This is a genomic window from Kitasatospora sp. NPDC059795 (genome assembly GCF_042732175.1).
In the GTDB taxonomy this organism is placed as follows: domain Bacteria; phylum Actinomycetota; class Actinomycetes; order Streptomycetales; family Streptomycetaceae; genus Kitasatospora.
On record NZ_JBHWID010000004.1, the window covers coordinates 186,188 to 202,244 of the forward strand.

At 74.2% G+C, this 16,057-nt stretch carries 15 protein-coding genes, 1 pseudogene and 1 riboswitch; of the genes and pseudogenes, 7 read left to right on the plus strand and 9 right to left on the minus strand.

What is annotated here, in order from left to right; all coding sequences use genetic code 11:
- Nucleotides 1-4: 4 nt before the first annotated feature.
- The 3 genes and pseudogenes from ACFV4P_RS10425 to ACFV4P_RS10435 all read right to left on the minus strand — a co-directional run bounded on the left by ACFV4P_RS10425 (nucleotide 5) and on the right by ACFV4P_RS10435 (nucleotide 1,880).
- Nucleotides 5-157, minus strand: a complete 153-nt coding sequence (locus ACFV4P_RS10425; protein WP_380469419.1) for a hypothetical protein — start codon at nucleotides 155-157, stop codon at nucleotides 5-7.
- A 131-nt stretch (nucleotides 158-288) separates the two neighbouring features.
- Nucleotides 289-1,131, minus strand: a pseudogene (locus ACFV4P_RS10430) (helix-turn-helix domain-containing protein).
- Nucleotides 1,128-1,880 carry a DUF6879 family protein gene (locus ACFV4P_RS10435; protein WP_380469421.1) on the minus strand — a complete coding sequence of 251 codons (753 nt, stop codon included), beginning with the start codon at nucleotides 1,878-1,880 and terminating at the stop codon, nucleotides 1,128-1,130. The pseudogene ACFV4P_RS10430 and the gene ACFV4P_RS10435 overlap by 4 nt, the downstream one beginning before the upstream one ends.
- Nucleotides 1,881-2,039: 159 nt before the next feature.
- Here ACFV4P_RS10435 and ACFV4P_RS10440 point away from each other — a divergent pair, with 159 nt between their 5' ends.
- The 4 genes from ACFV4P_RS10440 to ACFV4P_RS10455 all read left to right on the plus strand — a co-directional run bounded on the left by ACFV4P_RS10440 (nucleotide 2,040) and on the right by ACFV4P_RS10455 (nucleotide 5,828).
- Nucleotides 2,040-2,672, plus strand: coding sequence for an RNA polymerase sigma factor (locus ACFV4P_RS10440; protein WP_380469423.1), 633 nt, complete (start codon nucleotides 2,040-2,042; stop codon nucleotides 2,670-2,672).
- On the plus strand, nucleotides 2,669-3,727 hold the full coding sequence (locus tag ACFV4P_RS10445; protein WP_380469425.1) for a CU044_5270 family protein: 1,059 nt from the start codon (nucleotides 2,669-2,671) through the stop codon (nucleotides 3,725-3,727). The genes ACFV4P_RS10440 and ACFV4P_RS10445 overlap by 4 nt, the downstream gene beginning before the upstream one ends.
- A gap of 80 nt (nucleotides 3,728-3,807) precedes the next feature.
- Entirely contained in the window at nucleotides 3,808-4,128 is a 321-nt protein-coding gene (locus ACFV4P_RS10450; protein WP_380469427.1) for an antibiotic biosynthesis monooxygenase family protein, read from the plus strand.
- 227 nt (nucleotides 4,129-4,355) lie between these two features.
- A complete protein-coding gene (locus ACFV4P_RS10455) occupies nucleotides 4,356-5,828 on the plus strand; it encodes an alpha/beta hydrolase (RefSeq protein ID WP_380469429.1) in 1,473 nt (490 codons plus the stop codon).
- Here the strand turns inward: ACFV4P_RS10455 and ACFV4P_RS10460 are convergent.
- From ACFV4P_RS10460 to ACFV4P_RS10485, 6 genes are all read right to left on the minus strand, one after another.
- A complete protein-coding gene (locus ACFV4P_RS10460) occupies nucleotides 5,825-6,640 on the minus strand; it encodes an ECF transporter S component (RefSeq protein WP_380469431.1) in 816 nt (271 codons plus the stop codon). The genes ACFV4P_RS10455 and ACFV4P_RS10460 overlap by 4 nt on opposite strands.
- Nucleotides 6,637-8,241: an ABC transporter ATP-binding protein gene (locus ACFV4P_RS10465; RefSeq protein WP_380469433.1), complete on the minus strand. Its 1,605-nt coding sequence runs from the start codon at nucleotides 8,239-8,241 to the stop codon at nucleotides 6,637-6,639. Before ACFV4P_RS10465 ends, ACFV4P_RS10460 begins: the two co-directional genes overlap by 4 nt.
- Nucleotides 8,238-9,377, minus strand: a complete 1,140-nt coding sequence (locus tag ACFV4P_RS10470) for an energy-coupling factor transporter transmembrane component T (protein WP_380469435.1) — start codon at nucleotides 9,375-9,377, stop codon at nucleotides 8,238-8,240. The genes ACFV4P_RS10465 and ACFV4P_RS10470 overlap by 4 nt, the downstream gene beginning before the upstream one ends.
- 2 nt (nucleotides 9,378-9,379) lie before the next feature.
- Nucleotides 9,380-10,033, minus strand: a complete 654-nt coding sequence (locus ACFV4P_RS10475) for an SCO2322 family protein (RefSeq protein ID WP_380469438.1) — start codon at nucleotides 10,031-10,033, stop codon at nucleotides 9,380-9,382.
- Nucleotides 10,034-10,062: 29 nt separating this feature from the next.
- Nucleotides 10,063-11,571, minus strand: coding sequence for a prenyltransferase/squalene oxidase repeat-containing protein (locus tag ACFV4P_RS10480; protein WP_380469440.1), 1,509 nt, complete (start codon nucleotides 11,569-11,571; stop codon nucleotides 10,063-10,065).
- Nucleotides 11,572-11,656: 85 nt separating this feature from the next.
- A riboswitch (cobalamin riboswitch) is annotated at nucleotides 11,657-11,744 on the minus strand.
- 66 nt (nucleotides 11,745-11,810) lie between these two features.
- The gene (locus tag ACFV4P_RS10485; RefSeq protein WP_380469442.1) at nucleotides 11,811-12,476 is read right to left on the minus strand and encodes a TetR family transcriptional regulator; all 666 of its coding nucleotides are present in this window, start codon (nucleotides 12,474-12,476) and stop codon (nucleotides 11,811-11,813) included.
- Nucleotides 12,477-12,721: 245 nt separating this feature from the next.
- Between ACFV4P_RS10485 and ACFV4P_RS10490 the strand changes: the two genes are divergently transcribed.
- From ACFV4P_RS10490 to ACFV4P_RS10500, 3 genes are read left to right on the plus strand one after another with little or no spacing between them, the layout of a single operon-like run.
- The gene (locus tag ACFV4P_RS10490) at nucleotides 12,722-14,041 is read left to right on the plus strand and encodes a glycosyltransferase family 4 protein (protein ID WP_380469444.1); all 1,320 of its coding nucleotides are present in this window, start codon (nucleotides 12,722-12,724) and stop codon (nucleotides 14,039-14,041) included.
- Between the two features lie 47 nt (nucleotides 14,042-14,088).
- Nucleotides 14,089-14,838, plus strand: a complete 750-nt coding sequence (locus ACFV4P_RS10495; protein WP_380469933.1) for a class I SAM-dependent methyltransferase — start codon at nucleotides 14,089-14,091, stop codon at nucleotides 14,836-14,838.
- Nucleotides 14,835-15,914 carry a prenyltransferase gene (locus ACFV4P_RS10500; RefSeq protein WP_380469445.1) on the plus strand — a complete coding sequence of 360 codons (1,080 nt, stop codon included), beginning with the start codon at nucleotides 14,835-14,837 and terminating at the stop codon, nucleotides 15,912-15,914. Before ACFV4P_RS10495 ends, ACFV4P_RS10500 begins: the two co-directional genes overlap by 4 nt.
- The last annotated feature ends 143 nt before the right edge of the window (nucleotides 15,915-16,057 follow it).

Below are 16,057 nucleotides of genomic sequence, written 5' to 3' on the forward strand. Positions count from 1 at the left end.
CACCTCAGTGGCCCGTCGCCGGGCCCTGGCCGTCCGAGGTGTTCCCGCCCTCGTCGCTGCCGCCGCCGTGCTTGTTGCCGCTGCTGCTGTCGTCCTGCTGGCCGCCGCCGGAGCCGTCGCCGGTACCGCCGCCGTGCTTGCCGTCGAACGCGGGCATGGTGCCTCCTTGTGCTTCCTCTCGGGCGGACGGGGGTTCCGTCCGCTGCTCACGTTAGGAGCCGGAGGTGGGGCGGAGGGGGCCTGATTCTCGGTAATTCCCCTGGTGGTGTGAGGAATTCGCGGATTCGCTCAGGGCAGGTCCAGTGCCTGCCGACACCGGGCGATCACCCGCTGGGCGGCCGGGCCGTGGACGGCCGCGCGGTTCAGCGACTCCCACACGCGCAGGTAGAGCGCCACGCTGTCCGGGTCGTCCAGCCAGAGTTCGGCGTGCCAGTCCTCGGCGATGACCAGGCGCTCGTCATGGACTCAGAAGCCGTTGGCGGGCGGCAGTTCGACCGGGGCGTCGAACGGGACGATGCCGAGGGTGACGTTGTCCAGGCCGATCACGCCACTGAGACGGTCGAGTTGGGCGGCCATCACGTCCGGCGGGCAGATCCGGGCGCGCAGGGCCGCCTCCCACATGACGATGTGGAAGCGCTTGCCGCGCCGGTACAGCAACTCCTGGCGGCGGACCCGGGCTTGCACCGCCTCGTCGATGTCACGGGGAGAGCGGTGGAGACCGACGTAGGCCTCGAAGATGTGCCGTGCGTAGTCGGGGGTCTGGAGCAGGCCGACGATCATCGCGCCCTCCCACGCCCGTAGTACGGACGAGGACTCGCACTCGACCGTCAGCCGGTCCTGGACCGGCCGGTGTCCGGCCGCCAACTGCCGTCTCCAGGAGCGGGATTGCGTCTCGAAAGCGCGAAGCCTGGCCGACAGTTCGGCTGCCGCCTCCGGCTGCCCGACGCCGTCCGCCCAGGCTCGTAGGTCCTCGTGGGTGGCGGTCTGGCGGCCGGTCTCCAACTTGCTGACCTTGGACTGAGTCCACCCGAGCCGCTCGGCCAGTTCACGACCTGTAAGACCGCCCTCGGCCCGCAGCTCACGAAGCCGCAGACCGAGGGCGTAACGCGCCTGTTGGAAATCGGTGCTCACTCGTTGGACGGTACCCCAGCCCGGAACTCGCGGTGCGGCACGGCGAAGTGCCAGGCGGCGTCCCGCTCCTGGCAGGCACGGTTGACCCGGACCGGGTCGGTGATCACCTCGACATCGGTCAGCAGGTCGTCGGCGTCGAAGTGCAGCAGCGCGATCGTCCGGGAGTCGAACACCCAGGCGTCCTCCAGCGGAAGGCCCAGCCGGTCGGCGTCCTCCCGCCACAGGTAGCGGACGTCCTCGCCCACGGTGCCGATCTGCTCGGCGTTGTCGAGCAGGTAGCGCTGGCCGAGGGTCGGCGGATTGTCCATGATCCGCACCCGCTCGAAGCGCTTGCCCTGTGCGGACTGCGCACGGCGGTTGCGGGCCCAGTCGTCGTCCATGTCCCAGCCGGGGTCCTCGCCGGCCACGAACCGGCGGTAGGTTTCGGTCTGTTCGTCGGAGCGGTACTGGCGGCGGGTCTCCAGCCGGAAGGCCGTGTGCTGGAAGGTGTGGAACATCGACTCGAACTCGTCGTAACTGATCATCACCGGCTCGCGCTCGGCGGTGCGCGGCGCGAAGTCCGCGAGCAGGACGCGGGGTACGGTCACAAATCCCTCGCCGGGCTTGATGTTGCGAAACTGGGCCACCTCCGCAGGATCGGTGACGAGGTCGCCTTGCACGATCACCTGCCCGGTCTCCTCGTCCTCGTACAGCGTCGGGCAGCCGTCGCTACCGGAGTTGCTTCCGATGTAGCGCAGTCGACGAGTCATGTCCCTGTTCCCCTCCTGTTGGTGGTCGGCCCCAGAATGCCCGCGTGTTCGGCGGGGCAGGGCGCTGATTCGCGAATATTCGTCCGGAGGGGCGGGCGTGACGTGCGTCATGGGAACTCGGCCTTCGGTGCCGGACAGCTCATAGGAGTGATCACAGATATGCGAACCCGGGTGCGGGCCGGGGACCCGAATGTCTTCGGGGAGCTTTTCGACCGCTATGCCCGAAGTGTCTACAACCATGCCTTTCGGCTCACCGCGGACTGGTCGGTCGCCGAGGACGTCATGTCGGCGACGTTCATGGAGGCCTGGCGGCTGCGCGGCAAGGTGACCGCCGAGGGCGGGTCGCTGCGGCCGTGGCTGCTGGGCGTCGCGACGAACCTCGCCCGCAACCACTGCCGCAGCAACCGGCGCTACCGGGCCGCGGCCGCGGCGCTCGCCCAGGCGGGGCCGGCGGAGGTGGAGGTGCCCGACCACGCCGACGAGGTGGCCGGCCAGGTGGACGACCGGCGCCGGATCGCCGTGACGATCGCTGCGATCGGGACGTTGCGGCGGCCCGAGCGCGAGGTCCTGATCCTGTGCCTGTGGGAGGGGTTGGAGTATGCGGAGGCCGCCGAGGCCCTGGGCATTCCGGTCGGGACGGTCCGCTCCCGGCTGTCCCGCGCCCGGACCAAGCTGCGCAAGATCGCTCAGGCGGAACTGGTGGCGGAGAGTCGGGAACCCGCCCGCCGGACTCGACAGACAAAGAGTGACCGCGTGACCGCGGTCCGGCCCGTACCGGAAGGAAACCGATGAACGCCAGCCCCTCCCAGCCGCGTCCGGCTGGACGGCCGGAGACCGACGGCCTCCGGCCGACCGCGGAGCGGGATCTGCCGGCGGGCCGCCACGAGTTCCACAAGGAGCAACTGATGGCCCGGATCCACGAAGACCTCGACAGCGCCACGCCCCGCCCCGCGCGGCGCAACCCGTTCCTGCGCCGGGCGATCCTGCTGCCCGCGGCGGCGTTCGCCCTGACGGGCGCGATCGTGGCCGTCGCCGCCCTGAGCCCGGGCGGCGAGTCGGGCCAGGTCGCCGCCTCGGACGGCGGCCCCGTCCTGACCACCACCGTCGGCGTCGCCGACCCGAAGGGAGCCGTCCAGCTGCTCGACCGGATCTCGCTGGCCGCGCAGGAGACCACCGTCCCGAAGCCGGGCGCGAACCAGTTCGTCTACATCGAGTCGAAGGTCGCCGGCACCAGCATCCGGGTCGACAGCGGCAAGAGCTCGGTGGTCAGCCAGGCACTGAACACCCGCCGGAGCTGGAAGTCGCCCGACGGCCACCGGGGTTGGCTGATCGACAAGCAGCACAAGGACGGCATCACCCTCGACACCGACGAAGCGCCCTACCTCAACGCGCCGTCCTACGACTACCTGAACACCCTCCCCACCGACCCCGACGCCCTGCTGAAGAAGATCTACGCGGAGACGGCGGGCCACGGCCCCGGCCCGGACGCGGAGGCGTTCGTCACCATCGGCGACCTGCTCGTCGAGAGCTACCCGTCTCCCCAGCTCGCGGCCGCGCTCTACAAGGCCGCCGCCAAGATCCCCGGTGTTGCCCAGGTGGACGACGCGGTCGACGCCATCGGCCGCCACGGGGTCGCGGTGACCCGCTTCGAGCCGAAGACCGGCGTCCGCAACGAGTGGATCTTCGACAAGTCGTCCTTCGCCCTCCTCGGAGCACGCGCCGTCCAGGTCGAGGCCGATCCCGCCGACGGCGGCCTGATCAAGCCCGGCACGGTCATCAGCACCAGCGCCGTCACGGCACGGACGGTCGTCGACGGCATCAAGCAGACCGCCGCCCAGCAGGCCTGACCCACCGGCGCGCCACGCCCCCGGAGGTCTCGTGTCGAGGCTTCCGGGGGCTGCCGTGTGAGGTGGGGGAGGATGGCGGCATGAGCGTCGTGAAGATCAATGTGCTGACTGTCCCTGCGGAGCAGCGGGAGGTGTTGGAGCAGCGGTTCGCCGCGCGGGCCGGGGCGGTGGAGAACTCGGACGGGTTCGAGTGGTTCGAGTTGCTGCGGCCGGTGGACGGGACGGACCAGTACCTGGTGTACACGCGGTGGCGCGACGAGGAGTCGTACCTCGCGTGGATGGAGGGCGGCCCGATGAAGGCTGCGCACCAGGGCGGGGGCGAGCGGCCGAAGCCGGCGGCGACCGGCTCGGAGCTGTGGTCGTTCGAGGTGGTGCAGTCCGCCGGGGCCGGTCGCGAGTAGGCGCCGCCGTCCCTTCGGGCCGCTCCCCGCGCGGGGAGCGGCCCTCGTGCTGTTCGGGAGGGGTTCGCCCGGAGGATGACGTGGAGGTGGGATCCCGGCGGGATGTCAAGGCGGCGATGTACGCCGGAAGTTGGAGGGGCGGGCCGTCCTGTGGCGGTACGTGGGGCGGGGGTGGTGGAACGGAGACTGGAGGCAATCGAGGTACTGGTTCGGCACAGAGGACTGGCATGGCGCTGCGGCGAGACGGACGGACGGCTTCCCTGCTGACGGTGGGGGCGGTGACGGCCGTGGTGGCGGGGCTCGCTCCGGGGGCGGCGTTCGCGGCGGGGGATCCGTTGCAGCGGTACGCGCAGCAGGAACTCCGCTGGGAGCGCTGCGAGACGGACGGGCTGCCGGCGTTCGAGTGCGCGAAGGTGAAGGTGCCGCTGGACTACGCGAAGCCGACGGGGCGGTCGATCGAGGTCGCGATCTCGCGGGTGAAGGCGGGGAGTGCGAAGCAGCGGCACGGGGTGCTGCTGATGAACCCCGGGGGTCCGGGCAGCCAGGGGCTGACGATGCCGGTGGAGTTCGAGCCGATGCTGCCGGCGGAGGTGCGGGCGCAGTTCGACCTGATCGGGTTCGACCCGCGCGGGGTGGGACGGAGTTCGCCGGTCGCCTGCGAGTTGACGGAGGACCAGCGGAGCATCCAGCACCCGTACAAGAAGGCCACGTTCGGGAAGGACGTGGAGCGGGCCCGGTCGGTGGCGGACAAGTGCTGGGAGAAGGCGGGGGACGTGCTGCCGTACATCACCTCCCGCAACACGGCACGGGACATGGACGTCGTCCGGGCGGTGCTGGGCGAGCGGCGGATCTCCTACTTCGGGTACTCGTACGGGACGTACCTGGGCGCCGTCTACACGCAGATGTTCCCGCAGCGGTCGGACCGGATCGTGCTCGACAGCGCGCTCGATCCGAAGCTCGCCTGGCGGGACTCGTTCCGGGGCTGGTCGTCGGCGGCCGAACTCGCCTTCACCCGCTGGACGGAGTGGGCCGCCGCGCGCAACGCCGCGTACGGGCTGGGGGGCACGGCGGCCGAGGTGCGCAAGACGTACTGGGACCTGGTGGCGCAGGCCGATCGGACGCCCGTCCCGACCGAGGACGGGCGGGGGCTGGACGGGGACGCCATCCGTGCGGGGTACCGCGCGTTCGTGCAGGTGGAGGCCGTCACGCCGTGGATCGTGGCGCTGAAGGCCGCGGCGGCGGGCGGGCCGGCCGTGCCGGGTGTCCCGCCGATGGCCGCGGACGACAACATGACGGCCGTGACCTGGGCGGTGTTCTGCGGCGACACCCGCAGTTGGCCGCGCGACCCGGAGCAGTACCGGCGGGACGCGATCGCCGACCGGGCCAGGTACCCGCTGGCCGGCGACCTGGGGGCGACCGTCCAGCCGTGCGCGTTCTGGAAGTCGGCGGCCGTCGAGCCGGCGACGGTGGTGAACAACGAGGTCGACGCGCTGATCGTGCAGAACCAGTGGGACCCGCAGGCGACGCTCGCCATGGCGCAGGGCATGCGCCGGGCCCTGCACGGCGCGCGGATGGTCACGGTGGCGGGTGGTGAGGGCCACGGCGTGCTGGTGGCCGGCCCGTCCTGCGCGGACGGCGCCTTCACGCGCTACCTGACCACGGGCCGGCTGCCCGCGAAGGACGCCACCTGCAAGAACTAGCGGAAGGCCGCGCGGCGGGTGGCGCGGCGGAGGGTGCGCAGCAGGGGCCCGCCGACGGTGAGGCAGAGGACGGCGGTGAGGGCGGCGCGGGGGAGGTCCCAGCCGAGGGAGGTGGTGAGGCAGTAGAGGGCGAAGCGGGCGAGGTTCGCGGGCAGGGGGTCGCCGGGGACGAAGGAGATCGAGGTGCTCAGGCCGCCGATGTACGGCCAGCCCTGGAGGTTCATCACGGTGCCGTAGCCGACGGCGGAGACGACGCCGTAGACGGCGAGCAGCAGGAGCTCGGGGCGGCCGCGCAGCCGGGCGGCGCCCGGGAGGAGGCCGGCGCCGAGGCAGACCCAGCCCATGGCGAGCATCTGGAACGGCAGCCACGGGCCGACGCCGCCGGTGAGCAGGCCGGACGCGAACATGGAGAGCGCACCCAGGACGAAGCCGAAGCCGGGGCCGAGGGCGCGTCCGGAGAGCACCATCAGGAAGAACATCGGCTCCAGCCCGGCGGTGCCCGCACCGAGCGGCCGCAGGGCGGCGCCGGCGGCGGCGAGGACGCCGAGCATGGCGACGGCCTTGGCGTCCAGACCGGGCGCGCCGCCGGCGGTGCGGCCCTCGGAGAACTGCGCGACCAGAACGGCCAGCAGCAGCGGCAGCAGCAGGGCGAACAGCCAGGGCGCGTCGGTGGAGTGGCCGACCAGGTCGGAGTCGCGGGCGGCGAGCAGCGGCCAGCCGAACGCGGCGACGCCGACCGCGGAGACCAGGGCGAGCACCAGGATCGAGCGCCGCCCGAGCGGGACCGGCCGGGCGAGGTCTCGGGGGGTCATGACAACTCCCGCAGGGCAGCGGCGACTTCGGGGACGGTGAGGTACGGGGGCAGGATCTTCGCGGTCTGCGGGGCGAAGGTCGGGGAGGCGAGCACGACCTCCGGCGTGGGGCCGTCGGCGACGATCTCGCCCTCGGCCAGGACGGCCGTGCGGTGGGCGAGTTCGGCGGCGAGCTCGACGTCGTGGGTGGCCAGCAGCACGGCGTGGCCGTCGGCGGCGAGGGTGCGCAGGATCTCGACCAGCCGGGCCTTGGCGGCGTAGTCGAGGCCGCGGGTGGGCTCGTCGAGGAGGATCACCGGCGGGCGGGCGGCGAGGACGACGGCCAGGGCGAGGGTGAGGCGCTGGCCCTCGGAGAGGTCGCGGGGGTGGCACCGGTCGTCGATGCCGGGGAGCAGCGCGGCCAACAGGGCGCGGCAGGTGCCGGGTTCGGCGGAGGCGTCCCGGTCGGCGGCGGTGCACTCGTCGGCGACGGTCTCGGCGTACAGCAGGTCGCGCGGGTCCTGCGGGACGAGTCCGACGGAGCGGATCAGGTCCTTGGGGCGGGACTTGTGCGGGACGAGGCCGTTCACCCGGACGGTGCCGGACTCGGGGGCGTGCAGGCCGACCAGGCTGCCCAGCAGGGTGGACTTGCCGGCGCCGTTGCGTCCCATCAGTGCGGTGATCTGCCCCGGGAACAGGGCGAGTTCGACGCCGCGCAGGGCCGGGACGGGACCGCGGGAGACCACCAGCCGGGAGGCGGCGGCGATCGCGGGCCCGGTCGGCGGGCCGGCGGCGGGAGCGACCGGCGCGGGCAGCCGCTCGCGCAGCGTCGCCGCGCGGCGACGGGCGTCGCGGACGGTGAGCGGCAGCGGGCTCCAGCCGGCCAGCCGCCCGAGGTCGACCACCGGCGGCCGGACGGGCGAGCGGGCCATCAGCTCGGCCGGGTCGCCGAGCACGGGCGGCTCACCGGGCCCGGGCAGCAGCAGCACCTGGTCGGCGTACTGGACGACCCGCTCCAGCCGGTGTTCGGACAGCAGGACGGTGGTGCCGAGGTCGTGCACCAGCCGCTGCACGACGGCCAGCACCTCCTCGGCGGCGCCCGGGTCGAGCGCCGAGGTCGGCTCGTCCAGCACCAGCACCTTGGGGTGGACGGTCAGCACCGAGCCGATCGCGACCCGTTGGCGCTGGCCGCCGGAGAGCGCGGACAGTGCCCGGCCGCGCAGGTCGGCGAGGCCGAGCAGGTCGAGGGTCTCCTCGACCCGGCGGCGCATCACGGCGGGCGGCAGGCCCAACGACTCCATGCCGTAGGCGAGTTCCTCCTCGACCGTGTCGGTGACGAAATGCCCGGCCGGGTCCTGGCCCACGGTGCCGACCACGTCGGCGAGTTCGCGCGGCCGGTGGTGGCGGGTGTCGCGGCCCGCGACGGTGACCCGGCCCGTCAGGACGCCGCCGGTGAAGTGCGGCACCAGGCCGGAGACGGTCCCCAGCAGGGTGGACTTGCCGGCGCCGGACGGGCCGACCAGCAGGCAGAGCTCGCCCTCCGGAATCGTCAGGTCGACGCCGCGCAGGGCGGGTCCGTCGGCGTCGGCGTACTCCACGCCGACCTGCTCGAAAGTGATCACCGGGTGCTCCGGGGCGGCTCGGGGGTGACGAAGGCGGGCAGCAGGCCGATCAGCACGGCCGCGGCGGGCAGCAGCGGCAGCCGGGGCGCGGTCGGCGGCACCACCGACGGCGTCAGGGCCTCCGGCCAGTGGCCCGCGTACCAGATCAGGGCGGCCGCGACCAGCGCGCCCGAGACGGCCGTCAGCCACTCGGGGAGCGCCCACGGGTCGGGCCGGTACCGGGTGCGGACGGAGCGCCGGCCGCCGAGCGCCAGGCCCGCGCCGGACGCGGCGACGCCCGCCAGCAGCACCGGCACCGCCCAGGCGTGGCTGCCCGCGGTGAGCAGCCCGTACGTCGCGCTGCACACGCCGAGCAGCCCGACCAGTGTCAACGCGCCCGCGGTGCGCACCAGTCGGCGGGAGACGTCGGCGGTGCGGCCGAAACCGCGGGTGTCCATCGCCGCCGCCAGTGCCACCGAACGCTCCAACGCGCCTTCCAGCACCGGCAGTCCGACCGACAGCACGGCCCGCACGCCCCGGTCGGTGCGGCCGCGCAGCCGGCGCGCCGCGCGCAGCCGCCGGACGTCCCCGACCAGGTTCGGCGCGAACGTCATCGCGACCACCGCCGCCACGCCCACCTCGTACAGCGCACCCGGCAGCGACCGCAGCAGCCGCGACGGCGAGGCCAGTGCGTTCGCCGCGCCCACGCAGGCCAGCAGCACCGCCAGCCGCAGGCCCTCGTACAGCGCGAACAGGATGCCCTCCAGGCTCACCGAACCGCCCAGCCGGACGCCCTGCGCCCAGCCGGGGAGCGGGAGTTGGGGGAGCGTGAAGAGGACGTGGGTGCCGCCGACGGGGGAGCCCAGCACGATCGCGAAGACCACCCGGGCGGCCAGCACCAACAGGCCCAGGCGCAGGAACGCCGCGTACGAGCGGGCCCACGGCGCGTCGCCGCGCCGGGCGGCGACCACGAAGCCCGCGACGGCCAGGATCAGCAGCAGGAGCACCGGGTTGGTGGTCCGGCTGGCCGCCGCCGCGAGGCCCAGCGACCACAGCCACCAGGCGCCCGGGTGCAGCTGCCGGGGCAGGGCACGGCTGTGCACCGCCCCCGAGCCGACGGACCCGGGGGCGTCGCGGCGCAGTCGGTCGACGGACATGGTCAGCGGGTGCGGCGGCGACGGGCCTGCCAGACCGCGCCGGCGCCCAGCAGCACCACCGCGCCGGCCCCGACGAACACGCCGACGGCCGGCCCGCCGTCGCCCTTCGCGGCCGAACCGCCGGACGCCGACGAGGAGTTGGAGCCGGCCGCGACCTGCTCGCCGCAGCCCGCGCGCGGGTAGCCCGCGATCGCGCACAGCAGCCCGCCGGAGTCGTAGCGCAGCGGCGGGGCCACCGCCGCCAGCACCTCCGCCGAGTTCGCGCCGGTCGGTACCGAGGCGCACAGCGACTTCGCCTCGGCGGGCTGTTCACCGTTCGGGGCGTCCTTCGCGGTGCCGAAATCGAGCACCACGGCGACCCGCTTGTGACCGCCGCTGGGCGCGGTGTTCGCGCAGGTCGCGGCGAAGTCGGCGGGCAGCGACGGCCGCGGCGCGTCCTGGCCGCCGTCCGGGCTGAGCACGAAGCGCCAGCCGTCCACCGCGCCGTCCGCGGGCACGTTCGCGGTCGGCCCGACCTGCTGGAACGACCAGCCGTCCGCGCCGCCCTTCCAGAACGACCAGTACCGGTAGTCCGCCGCGTACGCGGACCCGGCGGCCGGGCCGAGCGCCGCCGCCAGCACCCCGAGCACCACGAGCAGGCCGACAACGGCCGCCACGGGCGCGGGAGTTCGGAGCTTCCGGCCGGTCACCGGTGCTGCTCCGGCTGCTCGCCCGCGGCGCCCTCGCCCGACGCGTTCCCGGTGGGCGGGTGCGCGGCGGACGCGGCGGCGGCCAGCTGGTTGTGGCGGCGCCGGTTGAGGCTGAGCAGGACGGTCGCGACGACGCCGACGGCCAGGCCGACGCCGATCAGCCAGCCCGCCGAGAAGCCGCTGTTCTCGTCGGGCTCGGTGATCGCCGAGCCGGGCGCGCGGGTGGCCTCCGGGTCGCCGACGGTGGGGCCGGCCTTCGGCTTCGGGCCGGAGTCGACCAGCAGCTGCACCATGTTGGCGCCGCCGAAGTTGTAGGGGTCGAGCTTGGCGGCGCGGGCGGTCAGCACCAGGGTGGCGGCGGCCGCCGGGTCGGTGCCGCTCCTGCCCTGCGCGGCCCAGGCGTAGCCGTTGCCGGCCAGCCAGTCGGCGGCGCTGGTGGCCTCGGCGGCATGGCCGGAGGCGACCAGGCCGAGCACCGACCAGGCGGTCGCGTTGTAGTCGGCGGTGGCCGCCGCGCCGGGGGTGTCCAACAGCAGGCGCTGCCCGTTCGCGGCGAGCCGGCCGGTCAGCCAGGAGGCGTCCGCCTCGGCGGAGTCGGTGTGCGCGACCGGGCCGTCGCCCGGGCTGTCCGGGCAGGCCAGGGCCTTCGGTGCGGCGTCCTTGCGGTCGGCGGTGGTCACCGGCAGGCGCCCGCCCGCGGCGGCCAGCAGCGCCTGCGCGGAGGCGAGCGTGTTGGGGGCGGCCGGGGCGCCGGCGACCGGCTGGTAGACGTACGCGCCGCGCTGCTCGGCGGAGGTCCAGCAGCCCAGCTGGAAGGAGGCCAGCCCGCGGTAGGCGGACTGCCCGCCGGGGACGGCCGTCGTGGCCGGGTCGAGACCGGCGGCCAGCAGTGCGTTCACCGCCATCGCGGTGGAGTTGGCGTCACCGGGGGTGCCCGGGTTGTAGGCCCAGGTGCCGTCCACGGTCTGCGTGGCGCGCAGCCAGTCGGTGCCGCGGGTGACCTGCTCCTTGTGGTCGCCCAGCACGGTCAGCGCCTGGACGGCCATCGCGGTGGCGTTGGAGTCCTCGGTGGCGGGGACGCAGGCCGCGCCCTCGACCCGGTAGGACGGCCAGCCGCCGTCCGCGCACTGCTGGTCGAGCAGCCACTTCACGGCCGCCTCGGCCGGTTCGACGTTCTCCTGGCGCAGGGCGATCAGCGCCAGCGACTGCCGCCACACGCCGTCGTACTGCGGGTCGCCCTTGCCGTACAGCCCGGCGGGCACCCCGGACGAGGCCGGCGAACCTGACGCGGAACCGGTCGCCGAGCCGGACGGGGAGCCCGACGTCGAGCCGGACGGGGACTCCGAGACCGCACCGGACGGCGAACCGGAGACGGACGGCGAACCGGAGACGGACGCCTCGGGCGAGGGGGAGGCCGGGTCGTCGGCGAGCGCGGGCACGGCGGCGACGCCGGCGAGCAGGGCGCCTGCCAGCGCGGCGGCGCCCAGTCGGGCAGCGGTCAGCATGGGGGTGAAAGCCTTTCGGGAGCGGTCGCACAGCGGACCCGTGCGCACGGGCCGCCCGTAGACCCACGACGGAGGAGGGCCGCTCGTCTCCGGCCGGGCAGTCCGACTGCGCCGCGCCGCCGGAACGGCGCAGCTCACGGTTGCGGGTCAGTGCCGGAATCGCACCGGCTTCCCCCGGCCTCGGAGGCGATGTGAAGTTGTCGGCGGTCCGGTGGGGGCCGTCCCGCGCCCCCAGAACTCTAGCCGCCGACCGGCGCGGCACCCCTCGGAGGTGGTGGAACGGGTTGCAGTTCGTCCTCGGCCGCGGCGGGCGACGCGAGCGTGAGCAGCCGGGCGGCGGTGTGCAGGTCGGCCCGCACCTCGGCCAGCGAGGCGCGCCCCGACAGCCACGCCAGCAGGGTCGCGTGCCAGGTGTGCGCGACCACCCGAAGCGCCGCCTGCTGGCCGGCGGTCGGCGGGTCGGGCAGCCGCGCGGCCTCCAGCACGATCGCCGAGGTGACCTGAGCGACCTCGTCCACCTCGCTGCCCACCGAGCGGTCCGCGAAGGACAGCGCGCGCACCATCGCCTCCGCCAGCCGCGGTTCGCGCTGCAGCGCGTGGAAGGCGTGGGTGAGCGCCTCGGCGACCCGGGCCGCCGGGTCCGCGCCGGTCGGCGGACGCCGTCTCACCTGCTCGTGCAGCCGCTCCAGCTGCTCGCGCATCACCGCCACCAGCAGGTGCACCTTCGACGGGAAGTAGCGGTACAGGGTGCCCAGCGCGACCTGCGCGCTCTCCGCGACCTCGCGCATCTGCACCGCCTCCAGCCCGCCGCGGGCGGCCAGCGCGGTCGCCGCCCGCAGGATGCCCCGGCGGCGTTCGGCCTGGCGCGGCGTCAGCGTCCCGTCGGCGGTGGCGTTCGCGGTCACGTTCACTCCCGGGGCGAGGATCGGAGGGAGGGCTGCTGGGACAGGGCGCAACAGGCGGCTGCGGAGCGTGGCGTGAATCACCTGCCACGGCTCCTGACGGCAAGCTACGGCCCGGTAATCTTCGAGGTCTCTCGTTGTTCACTTTCCCCGACAGCGAGCCTGCACCACTGTGAAACGTGATCTACTTTACCGGTCGGCGGCCCTGTCCGTCGCCGGTCCCGGTAAGTAGGGAAGAGGGGCCCCGGATGACCGCGTTGCCGCCGCCGTCGCTGCGGATCGCCCTGCTGTCGTACCGCGGCGACCCGTTCTGCGGCGGCCAGGGCGTGTACGTGCGCCACCTGTCCCGGGAGCTCGCCCGGCTCGGCCACCACGTCGACGTGATCGGCGCCCAGCCGTACCCGGTGCTCGACGAGGTCGAGGGCCCCGGCTCGGTGCGGCTGGTGGAACTGCCCAGCCTCGACCTGTACCGCGCCGACGACCCGTTCCGCACCCCCGCCGCCGCCGAGTTCCGCGGCCCGGTGGACCTGCTGGAGTTCGCGGTGATGCGCACCGGCGGCTTCCCCGAGCCGCTGACCTTCTCGCTGCGCGCCCGCCAGTACCTGGCCCGGCACAAGGGCCGCTACGACGTCGTCCACGACAACCAGACCCTCGGCTACGGACTGCTCGGGCTGGCCCGGCACGGCTTCCCGCTGGTCACCACGGTGCACCACCCGGTCACCGTGGACCGGCAGTTGGAGATCGACGCGGCTGCCGGCCGGCTGGAGCGGCTCGGCAAGCGCCGCTGGTACGCCTTCACCCGGATGCAGCAGCGGGTGGCCCGGCGACTGGAGCACGTCATCACCGTCTCGGAGAGCTCCCGCAGCGAGATCGCCGACCACCTCGGCGCCGCCTCCGACGCCATCTCGGTCGTCCCGATCGGCGCGGACACCCGCCTGTGGTCGCCGTCCGACACGATCGCCCGGGTGCCCGGCCGGATCGTCGCCACCTCCAGCGCCGACGTCCCGCTCAAGGGCCTGGTGCACCTCGTCGAGGCACTCGCCAAGGTCCGCACCGAACGCGACGCCCACCTGGTCGTCGTCGGCAAGCCGCAGAAGGGGGACGGCCCGGTCGCCGACGCGGTGCGCCGGTTCGGGCTGGAGCAGCACATCGAGTTCCGCACCGGCCTGACCGACGCCGAACTCGTCGACCTCTACCGCTCCGCCGAGGCCGCCTGCGTCCCGTCGCTCTACGAGGGCTTCTCGCTGCCCGCCGCCGAGGCGATGGCCACCGCCACCCCGCTGGTCGCCACCACCGGCGGCGCCATCCCCGAGGTCGCCGGACCCGACGGCGGGACCTGCCTGGCCGTCCCGCCCGGCGACGCCGGCGCGCTCGCCACCGCACTCGGCCGACTGCTCGACGACCCCGCGCTGCGCACCCGGCTCGGCGAGGCCGGACGGGCCCGCGTGCTGGAACGATTCACCTGGGCCCGCGCCGCCGAACTCACCGCCGACCGTTACCGGGCCGCCATCGCCACCGGAACGGGCGCCGCCGCCCGCTCCGGGCCGGGCTGGCGCTACGTCGGCTGACTGACCGTCAACACCCGTACCACCCCTTCGTGAATGGGAGCCCCGCAGTGCTGACCGTCGACTTCTCCCGCTTCCCGCTCGCCCCAGGCGACCGGGTGCTCGACCTGGGCTGCGGCGGTGGCCGGCACGCGTTCGAGTGCTACCGGCGCGGCGCCAACGTGATCGCCCTCGACCGGAACGCCGAGGAGATCGCCGAGGTCCGCAAGTGGTTCGCCGCCATGGAGCAGGCCGGCGAGGCGCCCGCCGGGGCCAGCGCCACCGCCATGGAGGGCGACGCGCTGAACCTGCCGTTCGACGACGACACCTTCGACAAGATCATCATCTCCGAGGTGATGGAGCACATCCCCGACGACAAGGGCGTGCTCGCCGAGATGGTCCGCGTCCTCAAGCCCGGCGGACTGCTCGCCGTCACCGTGCCCCGCTACCTGCCGGAGAAGATCTGCTGGGCGCTGTCCGACGAGTACCACGAGGTCGAGGGCGGGCACATCCGGATCTACAAGGGCGACGAACTGATCGAGAAGGTCCGCGAGGCCGGCCTCCAGCCCTACGGCAACCACCACGCGCACGCCCTGCACTCCCCGTACTGGTGGATCAAGTGCGCCGTCGGCGTCAACAACGACAAGGCCCTGCCGGTGCGCGCCTTCCACCAGCTGCTGGTCTGGGACATCGTCGGCACCCCCGTCATCTCCAGCCTCACCAAGGCCGCCGAGAAGGCCCTCAACCCGGTCATCGGCAAGTCCTTCGTGGTGTACGCCAGCAAGCCGCAGCAGCCGCAGCAGCCGCAGGCCGGCGAGTGACGGCCGCCGTCCCCGCGGCCCTGCTGCTGGACGGCGTCCTCGACGCCGCCCAGGCCGCCGACACCGTCCGCTCGATCCTCGCCCACCAGCACAGCGACGGCGCGATCCCCTGGTTCCACGGCGGCCACCTCGACCCCTGGGACCACACCGAGGCCGCGATGGCCCTCGACACCGCCGGCGAACACGCCGCCGCCGAAGCCGCCTACCAGTGGCTCGCCGACCGGCAGAACCCCGACGGATCCTGGTACGCCGCCTACGCCTACGGCCAGGACGGCATCGCCGACGGCACCGCCACCGACCGCGCCCGCGAGACCAACTTCTGCGCGTACCTCGCCGTCGGCGCCTGGCACCACCACCTGTCCACCGGCGACGACCGCTTCCTCGAACGGATCTGGCCCACCGTCAGCCGCGCCCTCGACCACACCGTCCGGCTGAGCCTCCCCGGCGGGGCGATCGCCTGGCGGCAGGACGAGGACGGCACCGCCGCGACCGACGCGCTGCTCACCGGCTCCTGCTCGATCCTGCACGCCCTGCGCTGCGGACTCGCCATCGCCGACCACCTCGACCGGCCGCAGCCCGACTGGGAGTTGGCCGCCGGACGGCTCCGGCACGCCATCGCGCACCACCCCGAGCGGTTCCTCGACAAGGACCGCTACTCGATGGACTGGTACTACCCCGTCCTCGGCACCGCGCTGCGCGGCGAGGACGCGACGCGCCGGCTGGCCGCCGACTGGGACCGGTTCGTGGTGCCCGGCCTCGGCGTCCGCTGCGTCAGCGACCGGCCCTGGGTCACCGGCGGCGAGAGCGCGGAACTCGCGCTCGCACTGTGGGCGGCCGGGCAGTCCGACCGGGCCGTCGACATCCTCCGCTGGATCCAGCACCTGCGGCACGAGGACGGGTCGTACTGGACCGGGTTCGTGTTCGAGGACGACGCGATCTGGCCGGAGGAACGCACCACCTGGACCGCGGGGGCGCTGCTGCTGGCCGTCGCGGCGCTCGGCGGGGACCACGCGACGGTGAGCGTGTTCGGCGGGGAGCACCTGCCGGCCGGGCTGGTCGTCGGCGACTGCTGCTGAACCGGCCTGCGCAGAGGTCCGCCCCGGGGGGGGGGGTGCCCACGCGGGGGGGGCGGATGGTGTTGGGGGGGGGGGTGGGGGGGGGCGGCCCCCCCCCCGGGCCGCGGGAGCCCCCCCGGGTGGCCGCCAGGTGGGTGTTGGGG

Coding starts and splice junctions, on each gene's coding strand:
- ACFV4P_RS10425 (WP_380469419.1), bottom strand. CDS start 157: ATGCCCGCGTTCGACGGCAAGCACGGCGGCGGTACCGGCGACGGCTCC.
- ACFV4P_RS10435 (WP_380469421.1), bottom strand. CDS start 1,880: ATGACTCGTCGACTGCGCTACATCGGAAGCAACTCCGGTAGCGACGGC.
- ACFV4P_RS10440 (WP_380469423.1), top strand. CDS start 2,040: ATGCGAACCCGGGTGCGGGCCGGGGACCCGAATGTCTTCGGGGAGCTT.
- ACFV4P_RS10445 (WP_380469425.1), top strand. CDS start 2,669: ATGAACGCCAGCCCCTCCCAGCCGCGTCCGGCTGGACGGCCGGAGACC.
- ACFV4P_RS10450 (WP_380469427.1), top strand. CDS start 3,808: ATGAGCGTCGTGAAGATCAATGTGCTGACTGTCCCTGCGGAGCAGCGG.
- ACFV4P_RS10455 (WP_380469429.1), top strand. CDS start 4,356: ATGGCGCTGCGGCGAGACGGACGGACGGCTTCCCTGCTGACGGTGGGG.
- ACFV4P_RS10460 (WP_380469431.1), bottom strand. CDS start 6,640: ATGACCCCCCGAGACCTCGCCCGGCCGGTCCCGCTCGGGCGGCGCTCG.
- ACFV4P_RS10470 (WP_380469435.1), bottom strand. CDS start 9,377: ATGTCCGTCGACCGACTGCGCCGCGACGCCCCCGGGTCCGTCGGCTCG.
- ACFV4P_RS10480 (WP_380469440.1), bottom strand. CDS start 11,571: ATGCTGACCGCTGCCCGACTGGGCGCCGCCGCGCTGGCAGGCGCCCTG.
- ACFV4P_RS10490 (WP_380469444.1), top strand. CDS start 12,722: ATGACCGCGTTGCCGCCGCCGTCGCTGCGGATCGCCCTGCTGTCGTAC.